Genomic DNA, 15755 nt, shown 5'->3' with positions numbered 1-15755 from the left:
TTGATTTTTTGTTCTTAAAAAATAAAACAGTAAAATAATAGATAGGGTATACATGCAAAATTCAGAGGCATCTTTGCCACCTGTAGAGGCTTCTTTTGAAGCAAGTTGGCCACCTCCACCAGCCGTTCCCACGGATGAGCCAAACGCCTATTTGGGACAGACCTTTCGTTTCCAGTTCCGTGGTAATGCCCGAGAGTACTTTGGCATTTGGATTGTGAATATCTTATTGACCATTGTTACCTTCAGTTTATATGCGCCTTGGGCGAAGGTTAGACGCTTACGCTATTTTTATGGCAACACGGTGTTTTATCGCCGCAAGTTTGATTTTACGGGTGTACCTACACGTATCCTGATTGGTCGAATTATTGCTTTGGGCGTGTACTTTGGTGCTTCAGCTTTGGCTCAGGTATCTTGGCAAGCTTCTTTAATTGGTTTCCTCATCATCTTTTTATTGGTTCCGTGGTTGGTGCGTTCAACCATTCGTTTCCGAGCGCGGAACAGTAAATTTGGCAATAGCCGCTTTTATTTTACAGGCACAACCAAAGAAGCCTATATCTTGGCGCTGAAAGGCATTTTGATTTACATCTTTACCCTTGGGATCTTTTTCCCTGTGCTATTTTGGTATTTTAAAAAATACACGCTGGATAATTTACAACTCGGGCAATTACGTTTTGAGCTACATGCCGATTGGCCTGACTATATGCGTGCCATGTATGTCCCGGTGTTTTTGTTTATTGGAATCGTCTTTGTTTTAGGATTATTCGTTGCCTTCACCCTTCAAGTGGGGAGCAGTTCTCCAACCCAGTTTGGGATCATCGTGGCGGTAATTTATATGATTGCTGCTTTTATGATTTGGCCGCTGATGATGGCTCGTATTTTTATTACCACATGGAATAAAGCCACGTTGGGGCGTAGCCCTTTCCAAACGGACTGTGGTCAGATGCATTATGCATGGATCGTGATGACCAACTGGATTTTAAAAATCCTCTCGCTCGGTTTGTTATCTGCATGGGCTGCGGTGCGTTTGTATCAGTATCAAATTGAGTCATTAACTTTAACCCTAAAAAATGATCCAGATCGTATGTACAATTTGGCTCAAGATGACCCGAATGCTATTGCTGAAGAGCTGAGTGATATTTTTGACATCGATATTTCGCTGTAACGAGGCTTAAATGCAGGAACAAAACATCACCTTTTACGATGGGCAGATTTCTAAGCCTTATCCAGCCACGATTGCACCGATAGACCGAGAAACGGTGTTGATCTGTTATAACCAGCAGCAGCGTCGTTATTACTATGCCGATATGCAGTTGATTGGGGCATTGGGGCAGATTCAACCTGTGATTGAGTTGAAAGATGATGCACGGATTGAATTTCCACAAGCATTGCCTGACTGGTTTGAGCTGAACAAAAAGCATGTACAGCATTCGATTTGGAAATTAGAACGCTCACCAAGTCTCATCTTGTTTAGTGTGGTGTTTGTTGCCGCTTTTATCTTCGCCATTTTAAGATGGGGTATTCCAAGCGCAGCACATTATGTCGCGATGCAACTACCTGCCGATACCATCTATAAACTCGGCGATGAAGCGCAAGAACAAGTGTTTAAGCTGACGGGACCTTCGACTATCCCCCTTGCGCGTCAAAAACAAATCATACAAAGCTATCAAGACCTTGTTGCCAATGGACAACCTGCCAAAGTACTGTTTCGTGCAGGCGGACAAATTGGAACGAATGCTTTAGCGCTGCCAAACAACACCATTATTCTGACCGATGAACTGGTTAATTTAGCCAAAGATGATCATGAAATTATTGGGGTTTTAGCACATGAGCAAGGGCACTTGGTCGAGCGACATAGCTTACAGCAAGCCTTATCGAGTTTAGGTTTTAGTGTGCTGTTGATTGCAGTGACGGGGGACAGTTCGGCCTTATTTACAACTTTGCCTGTGGCTTTGGTTGGTGCCAGTTATTCACGCAATTTTGAAAGTGATGCAGACTTGTATGCCATGCAAGTGCTGGATAAAAACCATATCTCCAGCTTACATTTGGCAAACTTTTTAGCGCGTATGGAAGCCGATGCACGTGCCGAAGAGGAAGAAAAGCAGCCGCAAGGGAAGTCCGAAGAAGAGGAGGAAGCTGGCATTGGTTCATTCTTCCAAAGTCACCCTGCGACCCAAGAGCGTATTGCGGCTATTCGCCAATTTAACCAACAGCAACGGTTATCAAACTAATTCATTCAGCCGCTGACTTAAACTTGTGTCCATGTTGCCGTGAGGGGCGTTTGTCCCATACGGACCAGGTGATCTAAGACCACCTGTTCTAAGTGACTCAGTTTCTCTTCACTGGCCTCAATGCTGACATGTAAATGTTCGGCTTGAGGCCTTAACAGTACGCGTGCTTCAGGCATGATAATGGTAAAACTACTGGGTTCTTGTTCGATTTCAAACTTATGTTTCCAATGATTCACTAGTCGTTTTGCAATTCGAGCCGCATCTGTCGTGACAATATCCGCAGTACTTTTCATATTTACCTCGTCGATTGATCACTTACCATAACAGTTTCAAGCCAAATGAAAAGTTGAATGTTGCAACGCTACGTTGCAAATTTAGAAAGCTTAGCGCTTTCTTTTTTCACAAGTCCCAGTTCAAAAGCTGAATTTGCTATAATGCTTTTATTCCCTTTTGTATAAGCCAGGTACACGCATGTCCAAGCCTTATTTAATTGCACCATCTATTCTCTCTGCTGACTTTGCCCGTTTAGGTGAAGACGTTGAACATGTACTTGCAGCAGGTGCAGACGTGGTTCACTTTGATGTGATGGATAACCACTATGTGCCAAACCTGACTTTTGGTGCTGGTATTTGTAAGGCACTCAAGAACTACGGCATCAAAGCCCCAATTGATGTGCATTTGATGGTCAAACCTGTCGATCGCATGATTGGTGACTTCCTAGAAGCAGGTGCGGACATTATTACCTTTCATCCAGAAGCCTCTGACCATATTGACCGTTCTTTACAGTTGATTAAATCTGGAGGTGCAAAAGCTGGTTTGGTCTTTAACCCAGCAACGCCGTTACATTATTTAGATTATGTGCTCGATAAAGTCGATCAAATTTTGTTGATGAGTGTGAACCCAGGTTTTGGCGGTCAAAAATTTATTCCGATGACTTTAGACAAACTGCGTGAAGCACGCAAAATTATTGATGCTTCAGGGCGTGATATTCGTTTAGAAGTAGATGGCGGCGTGTCGCCTGCAAATATTCGCGAGATTGCGGAAGCGGGTGCAGATATGTTTGTTGCTGGTTCAGCTATTTTTGGAAAACCAGATTATAAAGCTGTGATTGATGATATGCGTGCAGAGCTTGCAAAAGTGGGTGCGGTAAAGGTTTAAGCTCATAGGTATAAATGCTATACATCCTGTGGATAACTTTATGGATAAACTGGTGGATATCTATGTTGATAACGATATGGATAACTTGATTAATATTCAAACGTTTACACAGCAATGGTTTAGTATTTAGACGTTAAATGTATAAAAAGGACTCATTTGAGTTCTTTTTTATGGTGTGAAAGCCTGATTCTTACTGATGCTTTATTCATCTGTACTTAAAAATAGCGCTGTTTAAAAAATAACTTTATTGTTTAAGTGTGCGTGGTGGCTAAACCGTCGCAGTAATTGAATTTAAATTTATAATCTTGTGTATAAGCCATTCTTTGCTTATCCTGTTGATTGGGATCAGCAACAAAAGGTCAGGCATTTACATGCACAGAGCGTTTGTTGCGTTGAAATATCATTCTTCACTGACTAAATAGGATTGATTGTGCGTTCATTGCTCAAGACACATTCTTGGTTTGTCTTACTCATTATTTTGGTAATGGGGTGGAGTGGTATTGCCCAAGCTTCGGCAGCACCGGTGCATCAAATGATGCAGCTCAGTATGCAGGCTGCAACCAGTGAGCAAAGTTCAGCGTATGAAGCAGGTATGCAAAGCATGCTCGACTGTCATCAAACGAAATCATCGAGTCCAGTCTCTGGACATCAAATGCATATAGCTCAGACCGACATAACAGCGAAGAGCAATTGTCATGCCTTGGATATGCTGCAAAATAAGCAAGTTCAGTGTCAGGAGTGTGCACAGTATCACTGCCAAACGACGCTGACGCTTTTAGACGTTGAACCGCTTGCAGTGGTTCAGCTTGAAGCCGCTTTAGTACAATCATCCCCCCATTTTCGTTATCAAGCTCAACATCTAGTGGGCTATTGGCAAGAAATTCTACGTCCTCCTAAAGCCTAATCCTGATTTTTAAAACTTTATTTTTAAAATTATTAGGATTTAGTCATGTCTATTCAATTTAAACAAAGCCTCATCCTTGGGGCATGTCTGATGTCATCTTCTTGGAGCTTTGCCGCAGTCAAAGAATACCAATTGGTGATTGATGAAAGTCCCATCAATTTAACGGGAAAGTCGTTAAAACGCATTAGCGTTAATGGGCAGTTTCCTGCACCTCTGCTTGAGTTTGAGGAAGGCGATGATGCGGTCATTCGTGTTAAAAACAACCTCAAAAAACAGGATTCATCGATCCACTGGCATGGTTTGCTTTTACCTGGGCTGATGGATGGTGTACCAGGTTTTAACGGGTTTAATGGTATTCAGCCGAAGAGCGAATTTGTCTATAAGTTCAAAGTGCGCCAAAGTGGCACTTATTGGTACCATGCGCATTCTAAAGGACAGGAACAAGATGGGCTGTATGGCGCATTGGTTATTTATCCCAAAGACAAAAAGCCTTTAGCTCAGCATGAAAAAGCCGAGCGTGATTATGTGGTGATGCTGTCGGACTTTCATGAGCAGAGTAGTGAACAGATTCAGAAGAATTTGAAAATTTCTGCCGAGTATTATCAAAATCAGCGTGAAACCGTTGCTGACGTGTGGAAACAAGTACAGCGTGAGGGCTTAAAAGCCGCGTGGCAAGACCGTTCCATGTGGAACCAAATGCGCATGCTAAAAACGGATCTGTCGGATGTCACGGGTTATACCTTCCTGATCAATGGTAAAACGCCTGAGCAGAACTGGACAGGTATGTTTAAGCCGAATGAGAAGGTTCGGTTGCGTTTGATCAATGCCTCAGCCATGTCTTTTTTTGATATCCGTATTCCTCATTTAAAAATGACTGTGGTCAGTGCAGATGGTCAACCCGTTAAACCCGTTCCAGTGGATGAGTTTCGGATTGGAACTGCTGAAACTTATGATGTGATTGTGGAGCCGAAAGCAGGGCATTACCAAATTGAAGCAGAGTCGATTGACCGTTCAGGCTACGCCATTGGAACTTTACACAATGAGTTGACTCCAATGGCACAGAGCATACATATGCCTGCGCCACGTCCACGCTCATTGTTGACCATGGAAGATATGGGGCACGGCTCAGAACATTCAGGTATGGATCATTCACAGATGAACCATGAAACAATGCCTGAAATGGATCACTCAAAGATGAGTCATGAAGCGATGCCTGCAATGGATCACTCCAAAATGAACCCTGAAGCGATGCCTGAAATGGATCATTCGAAGATGAATCATGCGGCGATGGCTGGTATGGATCACTCAAAGATGAATCATAAGACCATGTCTGAGATGAATCATACACAGATGGGTCATGCGCAACAGAATACGACAGCAAGTTCGGTACAGAAAGCTGTTACACCAGTGTATGGTTGGGCGAATGCCTCTACCCCTAAAGGTGATAAGGCATTGCAATATAGCGATCTGAAATCCTTAGCACCTCAAAAAGATACCCGTGAGGCGACGAGCGAGTTAGTGATTCGTTTAGGTGGAACTATGGAGCGCTATTTGTGGACCATCAACGGGAAAAAATTTAGCGACGCTGAACCGTTGAAAGTGAAGTACGGCGAGCGTATTCGGATCAAATTTATCAATGACAGTATGATGGCGCATCCGATGCATTTGCACGGTATGTTTATGCAACTGGAAAATGGACAAGCCGCAGTTGATATGCCAAATAAGCACACTTTGATTGTGCCACCGGGCAAAACAGTGACTGCTTTATTGACTGCCGATGAGTTAGGCGAATGGGCCATTCACTGTCATCTACTTTACCACATGAGCTCAGGCATGATGAATAAACTGATTGTGGCTAATGTGAGTGATAGTCAAGTGTCCACAACCCCAATTCAAGAGCAAAAAACAGCAGCTCAAGTTGAACCAAAAGGAGATGAACATGCGCATCACTAATCTTTTTTCAGGTTTTGCCCTAGCTGTTAGTGTCTTATTGAGTTCGTTAGCGATGGCTGCTGAATCTCATGCACAGCATGAAAAACAAAAAGCCAAATCTACAAGTCAAGTTCAGTCCAAAGATATGGCACATGAGCATCATCAGCATAGTGCCGATGAGCATGCCCAGATGCTGAAACAGAAAAATGCGGTGGGTCAGTCTTCATCGGAGAAGCAAGCTCAAACTCAACCAAGCAAGCAGCCGAATGTTCAGAAAGGAGATCATCATGCGCACCATTAATCTTTTTTCAAAAAGCATATTGAGCAGTTCTTTAGTGTTGATGAGTGCTGCGGCTATGGCGCATGAAGGGCATCATATGCCTGCTGAAGCAAATGCAAATATGTCCATGACCACTGAGTCGGTGATGTCACAACATGCACAGCATCAGGCGATGACCACTCCAACTCAAGCTACTCCACAGACTAGCGCACAACATGTACAGCAGATGAATCATGATTCGACAGCACATACGCATGATCACCGCAAAGAGCACGGTGCGCAAATTTATGCGGTCACTACGGTCGATAACAAATGGTTGCTGAATGAAGAAGGCGATGGTGGTTTAAAGTCTGAGTTTGAAACCCGTATCGGGACAGATGAAAATAAGTTGTTTATCAAAGTACATGCGGATAAGCAGGAAGCGCATAAGGCTGAGTATGATGCCAAAGTGCTGTATAGCCGTATGATTTCAGACTTTTGGGATGTACAGGCGGGTGCACGTTACCGAGCTGAAAAAGTGGAGCGTGAACAGCAGGGATGGGATACGGAAGAAAAAGTGGATGGGGTGCTTGGCTTACATGGTTTAGCGCCGTATTTCTTTGAAACTGATGCTTACGTATATGCTGGTGCAGACAATTATGCTGCGTTTAGTTTAGAAACCGAGCGGGACTTGTTACTGACCCAAAAGCTGATTTTTAAACCTTATTTAGATCTGAACATTATTTTCAGTGATGACTCTAAATATGCCAAAAAATCAGGCCTTAGTAATGCAGCTGTCGGTCTTGAGACGCGTTATGAAATCAGCAAAAAAGTCATGCCTTATGTGGACATTGCCTATGAATATAGCAAAGGCAATGAAGCGACGGCTTGGCAGGCTGAAAGTGACGAAGAGAAAGGTTGGCAGTACGGAATGGGTCTCCGCTTTAAATTTTAAGCAAGAAGTTTAGATTTAAAGTGAATATCTAAGATTGCACCAGATTTGTGCTTAAAGAGTGATCTGCTGGTTCGGATCACTCTTTTTTGCGCTTTAATGATTTCTAAGTGTGTAAATCATTCATTTTGGTGCACTCTTTGCTATAATTTGAGGCATATTTAGGAGGAACGACCTCCCTCATATTGAGAAAATTCGTCAGGACGGCCTGACTCTAGTAAAGAGGAGTCAGTAGCATGGCTTGGGTTTTTCTTATCTTTGCGGGTCTGTTTGAAATCGTTTGGGCATATTCAATGAAGCTGTCTGAAGGGTTTAGCAAACTCACACCCAGCATCATCACCATTGTATTCATGATTTTAAGTTTTGGTTTACTGGCCTATGCAATGCGAACATTGCCGCTAGGGACCGCGTATACCATTTGGACAGGAATTGGTGCGATTGGATCTTTCTTGTTGGGGATTTTTATTTTAGGTGAACCCGCAACTGCTATGCGGATGTTTGCTGCGGTGCTGATTGTATCGGGCCTGATTTTGATGAAACTCTCATCAAGCTAAATTCATTCAAATATGTAAAGCTTCAAACGATCCTTCGTTTGAAGCTTTGTTGTTTCTGCTCGGAATAAAAGGTGTTTTGCGTATGGCGTGGGTGATTTTAATTGTTGCAGGTTTACTCGAAGTGGTTTGGACCTATGCAATGAAAGTATCGGATGGTTTTACTAAACTGACACCGAGTATTTTAACCCTCGTATTTATGGTGGCCAGTTTTGCGCTGCTTTCTTATGCCATGAAGACCTTACCTTTGGGCACTGCCTATACGGTTTGGACAGGGATTGGCGCGATTGGTTGGTATTTTGATTTTGGGTGAACCTGCCAATGCCATGCGGATGCTCGCAGCGGTTTTAATCATTTCTGGGCTTGTACTGATGAAACTTTCATCGTCATAATGTTGCATACATAGACAATTTTTGTGGTGAACCATGCGCTTATTTTTTAAATATATGCCATCTCCTGTCGGGGTACTGAGACTGGTGGCACATGATCAAGCTTTGGTTGCCGTATTGTGGGAAAATGAAAACCCCAAACGGGTACGCTTAGCTGAGTTGGTCGAACACAATCAGCATCCGATTTTGTTGGAAACTGAACGACAGTTGAGCGAGTATTTTGCGGCAAAACGTCAAAGTTTTGATTTGCCTTTGGATTTTGCGGGGACAGATTTTCAGAAGAAAGTTTGGCAGGCTTTACTGCAAATTCCGTTTGGTGAAACCCGAAGCTATAAAGATATTGCGCTAGAGATTGGCAATGTAAAAGCCGTTCGTGCAGTGGGCGCAGCCAATGGCAAAAATCCGATTTCAATTATTGCGCCGTGTCATCGGGTTGTGGGAGCGAATGGAAAATTGGTCGGCTTTGCAGGCGGTCTGGACAATAAAGATATTTTATTGACGCTTGAGAAAATTGCGAATTAAGATCATTTTTCGGAGTTTTTATGCTCGTATTTTAGTTTAATAATTTTAAAATCAGTACGTTGTCTTTTAATCTATATTCTTTTAAAGAATCGTGTCTTTAACTCAAATAACGATGAATAATATGATAAGTCAAATTGTGGGGAATGTGTTTTCAGAGCTGTGGTGGATGTTGCTGATCTTGTTCGGGATCGGCCTTTTAAAAGCGTTTAAGCCTTATCTGAAAGGAAAATTCGGCGAGTTCGCAGTTCAAGCGCATGTGAAATTATATTTGGATGAACGTTATATTCTAATTAACGATGTGACTTTGCCTGATGAGCAGGGCGGAACGACTCAAATTGACCATATTCTATTGAGCCCTTTTGGCGTTTTTGTGATTGAAACCAAAAACTATAAGGGGTGGATTTTTGGTGGTGAGCGTCAAAAGATGTGGACACAGAAAATTTATAAAAAGAGCTTTAAATTTCAAAATCCGCTACATCAAAACTATAAACACGTCAAAGTACTGCAAAGTGTGTTGCAAGATATTGTCGATGTAGATTATATCCATTCTGCTGTGGTGTTCATGCCTGAATGTGAGTTTAAAACTGCGATGCCCAGTACGGTATTTAAAGGTAAAGCATGGGTCGATTATATTAAGACCTTTGACATAGAAGTGATTCCAGCGATGAAACTGAAAAGGATTCAGCTTCGGATTGAAAAAGAAGTGTTAGAAAAGTCATGGAAAACCAACCGTGAGCATGTGGCACATTTAAAACAACGCCATCAAGATGGTTAAATACTCCATTCCAAAGGTGACTCATTCATTTTGTGCCGAAAACTAAAATCTAGAATTTAAAAAAAAAAGCCAGTCCATTTCTTCATGGACTGGCTTTTATCTTTGCAGTTTTTTTCTAACTTAAAAACGCTTCGGAATTTTTTGACCGCCTTCAACAGGTGTTTCTGCCTGTTTTAATACGCCAAAGAGCCATGTTTCGGCATGATGTACTGCAACTTTAACACTGTCACCTTGCGCCAAACGACCAGCAATAAAACTCGCCAGCGAACAACCTGAACCGTGATATTCGCCTGCTAAACGCGGGCAGCGAGTTTCAGAAATGAGCTCGCCATTCACAAACAGGGCATTACGAATATAGTCTGGTGTGTCTTCATGACCACCTTTGACCAGTACCGCTTTGGCACCCATTTCAAACAGTTTTTGCGTTGCGGTAGCTAAGTCATCGAGACCCGTTAACGCCCGTAATTCAACTGTATTTGGGGTAATAATGTCCGCCAATGGGATCAGCTCAACAAAGGCTTTGACCAAGGTGGCTTGATCACCCAGTGAACCGCCACTGTTTGCCACTAAAACAGGGTCGAGCACATACTTGTACTCAGGATGTTCACGTAGAAACTCAGCCAGTGCTGCAATATTATCTGTGGTGCCTAACATGCCAGACTTTACGGCTTTAATCGGTAAATCACCGACAACAGCGTTCGCCTGAGCTAACAGCAATTCTTTTGACGTTGCTTCAAAGCCAAACACTTGTTGCGAGTTTTGAACAGTGAGTGCTGTACACGCAATGGCTGCATGCGCACCACTTTGACCAACCGCTTCGATATCGGCCTGTAAACCAGCACCACCTGAAGGGTCTAAACCAGAAAAGCACAGTACGGTTGCGCGCACAGAAATATCCTTGTTGCGAAAATTTGCGATAGTATAGGCAACTTTGGCAGAACTCTCGATAGTATTTTATTTAAAGCCCAAGAAGGATCAGCTGTGATTAAACATATTTTGCTAGATTTAGATGGAACCTTAACAGATCCGAAAGTTGGCATTACCACCAGTGCGCGTTATGGCTTAAACAAAGTCGGACATCCCATTGCTGAAGATCTAAACATTGACTGGATTATTGGGCCACCCCTAAAAGCGTCTTTGGCAAAACTCTTAAATGTTACAGTGGACGATGTTTTGGCAGAGCAAGCTTTATTGGGCTATCGTGAGCGTTTTGCGGTGAAAGGTTTATATGAAAACCATTTATTTGCCGATGTTGAACCGACCTTAAAAAAACTGACCGAGCAGGGCTATCACTTATATTTGGCGACAGCAAAACCAGAAGTCTATGCCCGTCAAATCTTAGAGCATTTCAATTTACTGCAATACTTCGTGCATCCTTATGGCAGTGAGCTGAACGGTGAGCGCACCAATAAAGGAGAGTTGATTGCTTATATTTTAGAAAAAGAGCAGTTAAAAGCAGAAGAATGTCTGATGGTTGGGGATCGTGAGCATGACATTTTGGGTGCACGTCGCAACGGTATTGAAACCATTGCGGTGGAATACGGTTATGGTTCTGATCAAGAGTTGACGGAAGCCACACCTAAAGCACGAATTAAAACCTTTGCTGATATTTTGGACTTGATTTAACGCAGATAGAATTTAATTCGGACAGGATTTAAATAACGTCTTTTTCGATTGCGCACCACTTTTATACATAAAAACAGTCGTGCGCAGTGATTAAAAAATTAAAGTCCCAACATGCGTCTAATTTCATTCACTAACAGTGCCGGATTGGCCTGCTGATGGGGAATGGTAAGGCTGTTGAAGCCATCACCACGAAATTTACGATCCACTTCTAAAAGCACATGGGTTTGATGTTGCTCTGCCACAAAGGACACTTCAACTTCGTTGATGCTGTTGAACAATTGCGTAGGTTTAAATTCAAGTTCTTGATAACAACCAATGCTCGAGTGGAAGCCGTTACCACGTAGTTGACCTTTTTCAACATCGATGCTCATCAACTGAAAACCGCATTGCTGCATGGCTTGAATAAACGCCTGCATAGCCGGTGTCGGTAAAATCTGTAAATAGTCTTTATCAGTTGCATCGAGCCCCCAGTCCACATCTAAATGCGTATGTAACCACACTCGGGTTTTATTGAGGCGGCAAGGCACATCTGTAATTGGCGTTTCAAAGGGCAGTTGAATCGAAAAAGGAAATGCATGTGACTGATGGGCTTGTAACTCAAAAGCCCCGCTAATGTGCCACTCAGCAATACTTAACGCGCTATTGTACTCAGCATCGTCTGACTCAACCTCGGCTGTGGTCATGAGCTTTAAATAAATACCGTTGATAATTTTATTAGACGCCGCACCTTTAAAAATAACCTCACCCTGAATGGTTTGACCCGCTTGTGGCGCGATGGTGTGTAAACGAGTATCGACTTGAATGCCTTGTAAGCCAAGACTAGACATAAGTTTGTTAAACATGGTGTAGAACTTCCAATAGGGAATCGATGGGTTTTAAATATTTAAAGTGAATGCATTTTTAAGATGCATATTTTTAATAAGCTGTTAGCGAATGTCCAAATAAAAACTTTCTTTGACTTCTTCCATCACAATGTAACTGTGCGATGACGCTGAAGAGGGCAGTTTTTTTAGTAAATCACCCAATAGGCGTCGGTAGGCACTCATTTCTTTTAAACGGGCTTTGACCAAATAATCGAATTCACCTGAAATCAGATGGCATTCTAAAACTTCAGGAATTTCGACCAAGTCACGTGCCACTTGATCAAACACATCGCCAGACTTGGCCGATAGCTTAATCTCTAAAAACACCAATAAGTTTCGATCGACCAGTTGTGGATTGAGTCGTGCGTAGTAACCCATGATAATACCGTCGCGCTCTAAGCGTTTGACACGTTCTGAACAGGGGGTGGTTGAGAGGTTGACGCGAGAGGCCAATTCACTAATCGCAATTCGTCCATCACGCTGTAAAATGTCTAAAATCTGCTGATCAATCCGATCTAATTTACGCATTATAAATTTCCTATGTTTAGAATTTTAGCGCGACAAAAATGGCGATTTACCTAGATTATAATATTAAAAACAGTGAAAAAAACTATTAACCTAAAAATATACTAGTGAAATAAACTAGTGTATGTAAGGGATCAGTCATGCGTGTAATTGTCTTAGGTAGTGGTGTCATCGGTGTTGCAAGTGCGTATTACCTTGCACAACAAGGCGCAAGCGTTACGGTTTTAGACCGTCAAGCTGGTCCTGCTGAAGAAACTAGCTTTGGTAACGCAGGGCAAATCTCTCCAGGTTATTCTACACCGTGGGCTGCACCCGGTATTCCGTTTAAAGCCGTAAAGTGGATGTTCCAACACCATGCACCGTTAGCGATTAACATCGATGGTAGCATGTGGCAGTTGAACTGGATGGCGCAAATGTTGAAAAACTGCAATCCACAAAGCTATGCCATTAACAAAGAGCGTATGACGCGTGTTGCTGAATACAGCCGTGACTGCTTACGTGAACTGCGTAAAGAAACAGGCATTCACTATGAGAACCGTGCGAAAGGAACTTTACAGGTTTTCCGTAATGAAGCTCAATTGGATGCCGTACAACGTGACATCCAAGTATTAAAAGAATGTGGCGTCGACTACGAACTATTATTAAAAGATGACTTAGCCAAAGTTGAGCCAGCTTTAGCCTATGCCAAAGACAAACTGGTCGGTGGTTTACATTTGCCGAATGATGAAACAGGTGACTGTTACTTATTTACCAATGCGTTGGCAAATCTTGCCAAAGACATGGGCGTAGAATTTAAATTTAACCAAAATGTTGAAAAACTAGTGGTTGAAGGGGATGAAATCAAAGGCGTGGTGGTTGATGGTCAGGTGCTTACAGCAGACCGTTATGTGCTCGCTTTCGGTAGTTATTCACGTGATTTCTTAAAACCATTGAATTTGAATTTGCCTGTGTACCCTGTCAAAGGCTACTCACTGACCATTCCAATTGTAGATCCTGCATTTGCACCGCAGTCTACGGTGCTTGATGAAACTTATAAAATTGCCATTACGCGTTTTGACCAACGTATCCGTGTGGGGGGGATGGCAGAACTGAGTGGTTTCAACCACGGTTTAAATCAAGACCGCCGTGCAACCTTGGAAATGGTGACTCAAGACTTATTCCCAGGTGGAAATTTAGCTGAAGCAAGTTTCTGGACGGGTTTACGTCCAATGACACCAGACTCTACGCCAATTATTGGTGCGACTCGTTTTAAAAACTTATTCTTGAATACAGGACATGGCACCTTGGGTTGGACCATGGCATGTGGTTCAGGCAAGCTCATTAGTGACTTGGTGATGAACCATCAACCAGACATCAGTACTGAAGGTCTATCGATTCAACGTTATCCTTCAGCAGCCTAATTCGTTTTAGGTCATATTGATTCAAGGAAGAAGAAAATGCCACGTTCAATTACTGCAGTGATTCATAGCCAATCACTGCAGCATAATTTAAATGTTGCTCGCACTAAAATGCCGAATAGCCAAGTCTATGCGGTGGTCAAAGCCAATGCCTATGGTCATGGCATTGAACGTGTCTATCAAGCGTTCAAATCTGCTGATGGTTTTGCGTTGCTCGATTTGGCAGAGGCGAAACGTATCCGTGCTTTGGGCTGGACAGGTCCAGTCCTGTTACTCGAAGGTATTTTCTCAGAGCAAGACCTATTTGACTGCCATGAGTTGGGTCTAAGCTTCAGTATTCATAGTGAATATCAACTCGAATGGTTAGCGCGTTTTCCTTTAGAGGCGCAGTTCGATGTTTATTTAAAAATGAACAGCGGCATGAACCGTTTAGGTTTTCGTCCGGAACAGTACCGTCAAGTGTGGCAGCAGCTTTCCAGCTTGCCTCAAGTTCAACGTTTGACCCATATGATGCATTTTTCGGATGCCGATGGTGAGCGTTTCGGACGTGACGGCATTGCGCATCAATGTCAGTTATTTGATGCCATCACCCATGATCTACCGGGTGCACGTTCAGTCAGTAACAGTGCAGCCATTCTCCGCCATGAACAGTTGCAGTCGGATGTGATCCGTAGCGGCATCATGCTCTATGGCAGCTCTCCAGATTATCCAAGCCACTCCATTCAAGACTGGGATTTGCAACCTGCCATGAGTTTGCGCAGCGAGTTGATTGCCATTCAGCAATTAAAAGCAGGCGATAGCGTCGGTTATGGCTCAAAGTTCATTGCTGAAACCGACATGCGTGTGGGTATTGTGGCTTGTGGTTATGCCGATGGTTATCAACGGATTACCGCAACAGGTACGCCTATTTTAGTTGATGGACAACGCAGCAGCTTGGTCGGACGTGTCAGCATGGATATGTTGGCGGTCGATTTATCTCACCTCCCAAATGCCCAAGTTGGCAGCGAAGTGGTGCTGTGGGGTACATCGAAACAGGGTGCTGTGCTCAGCATTGATGAAGTCGCAGCAGGTTCAGGCACGATTGGCTATGAGCTGATGTGTGCTGTCACTGCACGTGTCAATTTCATCCAAGATTAAATTTTATTTTTATACAGTTTCATACAAGGAAAGACCTATGTCACATTCAGACATTCAAAAATTCAACACCAACGAAGTCATGAGTGCAGTCACTGTGTTTAATCAAGTGGTGTATTTGTCAGGGCAAGTGCCAAAAAATACCGACAATGATGTCGCAGGTCAGACCCGTGAAATTTTAGCAACAATTGATGAGCTTTTAGCTTTGGCAAATACAGATAAATCACGTTTGTTATCTGCTCAGCTTTACATCAAAAATCTCTCTGATTTTTCAACAGTCAATGCGATTTGGATTGATTGGATGAACGGTTGTGTAGCGCCTTCGCGTGCCACGATTCAGGCTGATTTGGTTAATCCAAACTGGTTGATCGAAATTGCAGTGACGGCTGCACAAAACTAATTTTTTAAACTCTCCCCGTGTATATCAGCGCTTGGGTTTCAACCGAAGTGCTGATGAGCGTATAAATGCCGCCCGTTAGGATAACGAGCACTGTATGAACATGGTTTATACGCAAAAAAGGACTTTAACAGGATGTTAAA

The 15755-nt window shown here is 43.0% G+C and carries 18 protein-coding genes and 1 pseudogene; 15 read left to right on the top strand and 4 right to left on the bottom strand.

Features of this window, described 5'->3' with window-relative positions; all coding sequences use genetic code 11:
- Window positions 1–52 precede the first annotated feature (52 nt).
- Complete coding sequence (locus F986_RS10895) at window positions 53–1162, top strand: YjgN family protein (RefSeq protein WP_004694984.1); 1110 nt, start codon at window positions 53–55, stop codon at window positions 1160–1162.
- A 10-nt stretch (window positions 1163–1172) separates the two neighbouring features.
- Window positions 1173–2228, top strand: coding sequence for a M48 family metallopeptidase (locus F986_RS10890; RefSeq protein ID WP_004694981.1), 1056 nt, complete (start codon window positions 1173–1175; stop codon window positions 2226–2228).
- Window positions 2229–2245: 17 nt separating this feature from the next.
- On the opposite strand, the gene F986_RS10885 is transcribed toward F986_RS10890, so the two are convergent.
- A complete protein-coding gene (locus F986_RS10885; protein WP_004694979.1) occupies window positions 2246–2521 on the bottom strand; it encodes a DUF2218 domain-containing protein in 276 nt (91 codons plus the stop codon).
- A 178-nt stretch (window positions 2522–2699) separates the two neighbouring features.
- Between F986_RS10885 and rpe the strand changes: the two genes are divergently transcribed.
- From rpe to F986_RS10840, 9 genes and pseudogenes are all read left to right on the top strand, one after another.
- Window positions 2700–3386, top strand: coding sequence for a ribulose-phosphate 3-epimerase (gene rpe / locus F986_RS10880; protein WP_004694978.1), 687 nt, complete (start codon window positions 2700–2702; stop codon window positions 3384–3386).
- A 430-nt stretch (window positions 3387–3816) separates the two neighbouring features.
- Window positions 3817–4290 (top strand): hypothetical protein, encoded by a 474-nt coding sequence (locus F986_RS10875; protein ID WP_004694976.1) that lies wholly within the window; start codon window positions 3817–3819, stop codon window positions 4288–4290.
- 45 nt (window positions 4291–4335) lie between these two features.
- Window positions 4336–6243, top strand: coding sequence for a copper resistance system multicopper oxidase (locus tag F986_RS10870; protein ID WP_004694975.1), 1908 nt, complete (start codon window positions 4336–4338; stop codon window positions 6241–6243).
- On the top strand, window positions 6230–6523 hold the full coding sequence (locus F986_RS10865; RefSeq protein WP_004694969.1) for a hypothetical protein: 294 nt from the start codon (window positions 6230–6232) through the stop codon (window positions 6521–6523). Before F986_RS10870 ends, F986_RS10865 begins: the two co-directional genes overlap by 14 nt.
- Window positions 6510–7436 carry a copper resistance protein B gene (locus F986_RS10860; protein ID WP_004694968.1) on the top strand — a complete coding sequence of 309 codons (927 nt, stop codon included), beginning with the start codon at window positions 6510–6512 and terminating at the stop codon, window positions 7434–7436. Before F986_RS10865 ends, F986_RS10860 begins: the two co-directional genes overlap by 14 nt.
- Window positions 7437–7669: 233 nt before the next feature.
- On the top strand, window positions 7670–7987 hold the full coding sequence (sugE, locus tag F986_RS10855; RefSeq protein WP_004694966.1) for a quaternary ammonium compound efflux SMR transporter SugE: 318 nt from the start codon (window positions 7670–7672) through the stop codon (window positions 7985–7987).
- Between the two features lie 82 nt (window positions 7988–8069).
- Window positions 8070–8376, top strand: a pseudogene (locus F986_RS10850) (DMT family transporter).
- Window positions 8377–8409: 33 nt separating this feature from the next.
- Entirely contained in the window at window positions 8410–8895 is a 486-nt protein-coding gene (locus F986_RS10845) for a methylated-DNA--[protein]-cysteine S-methyltransferase (RefSeq protein WP_004694962.1), read from the top strand.
- Window positions 8896–9016: 121 nt separating this feature from the next.
- Window positions 9017–9670 (top strand): nuclease-related domain-containing protein, encoded by a 654-nt coding sequence (locus F986_RS10840; RefSeq protein WP_026056461.1) that lies wholly within the window; start codon window positions 9017–9019, stop codon window positions 9668–9670.
- A 120-nt stretch (window positions 9671–9790) separates the two neighbouring features.
- On the opposite strand, the gene F986_RS10835 is transcribed toward F986_RS10840, so the two are convergent.
- Window positions 9791–10558: a hydroxymethylpyrimidine/phosphomethylpyrimidine kinase gene (locus F986_RS10835; protein WP_004694958.1), complete on the bottom strand. Its 768-nt coding sequence runs from the start codon at window positions 10556–10558 to the stop codon at window positions 9791–9793.
- A 93-nt stretch (window positions 10559–10651) separates the two neighbouring features.
- On the opposite strand from F986_RS10835, the gene F986_RS10830 reads away from it, so the two are divergent.
- Window positions 10652–11296 carry an HAD-IA family hydrolase gene (locus F986_RS10830; RefSeq protein WP_004694950.1) on the top strand — a complete coding sequence of 215 codons (645 nt, stop codon included), beginning with the start codon at window positions 10652–10654 and terminating at the stop codon, window positions 11294–11296.
- Between the two features lie 98 nt (window positions 11297–11394).
- Here F986_RS10830 and F986_RS10825 read toward each other — a convergent pair whose 3' ends face one another.
- Complete coding sequence (locus tag F986_RS10825; protein WP_004694949.1) at window positions 11395–12138, bottom strand: sporulation protein; 744 nt, start codon at window positions 12136–12138, stop codon at window positions 11395–11397.
- 84 nt (window positions 12139–12222) lie between these two features.
- A complete protein-coding gene (locus F986_RS10820) occupies window positions 12223–12687 on the bottom strand; it encodes an Lrp/AsnC ligand binding domain-containing protein (RefSeq protein WP_004694947.1) in 465 nt (154 codons plus the stop codon).
- A gap of 137 nt (window positions 12688–12824) precedes the next feature.
- On the opposite strand from F986_RS10820, the gene F986_RS10815 reads away from it, so the two are divergent.
- The 3 genes from F986_RS10815 to F986_RS10805 are packed head-to-tail and all read left to right on the top strand — an operon-like array spanning window position 12825 to window position 15615.
- Window positions 12825–14084: a D-amino acid dehydrogenase gene (locus F986_RS10815; RefSeq protein ID WP_004694945.1), complete on the top strand. Its 1260-nt coding sequence runs from the start codon at window positions 12825–12827 to the stop codon at window positions 14082–14084.
- A gap of 36 nt (window positions 14085–14120) precedes the next feature.
- Window positions 14121–15218, top strand: coding sequence for an alanine racemase (gene alr, locus F986_RS10810; RefSeq protein ID WP_004694943.1), 1098 nt, complete (start codon window positions 14121–14123; stop codon window positions 15216–15218).
- A 37-nt stretch (window positions 15219–15255) separates the two neighbouring features.
- Window positions 15256–15615 (top strand): RidA family protein, encoded by a 360-nt coding sequence (locus F986_RS10805; protein ID WP_004694941.1) that lies wholly within the window; start codon window positions 15256–15258, stop codon window positions 15613–15615.
- Window positions 15616–15755: the final 140 nt, after the last annotated feature.

The sequence above is a fragment of the Acinetobacter johnsonii CIP 64.6 genome, from assembly GCF_000368045.1.
In the GTDB taxonomy this organism is placed as follows: domain Bacteria; phylum Pseudomonadota; class Gammaproteobacteria; order Pseudomonadales; family Moraxellaceae; genus Acinetobacter; species Acinetobacter johnsonii.
This window is presented reverse-complemented; position numbering and strand designations above follow the sequence as displayed.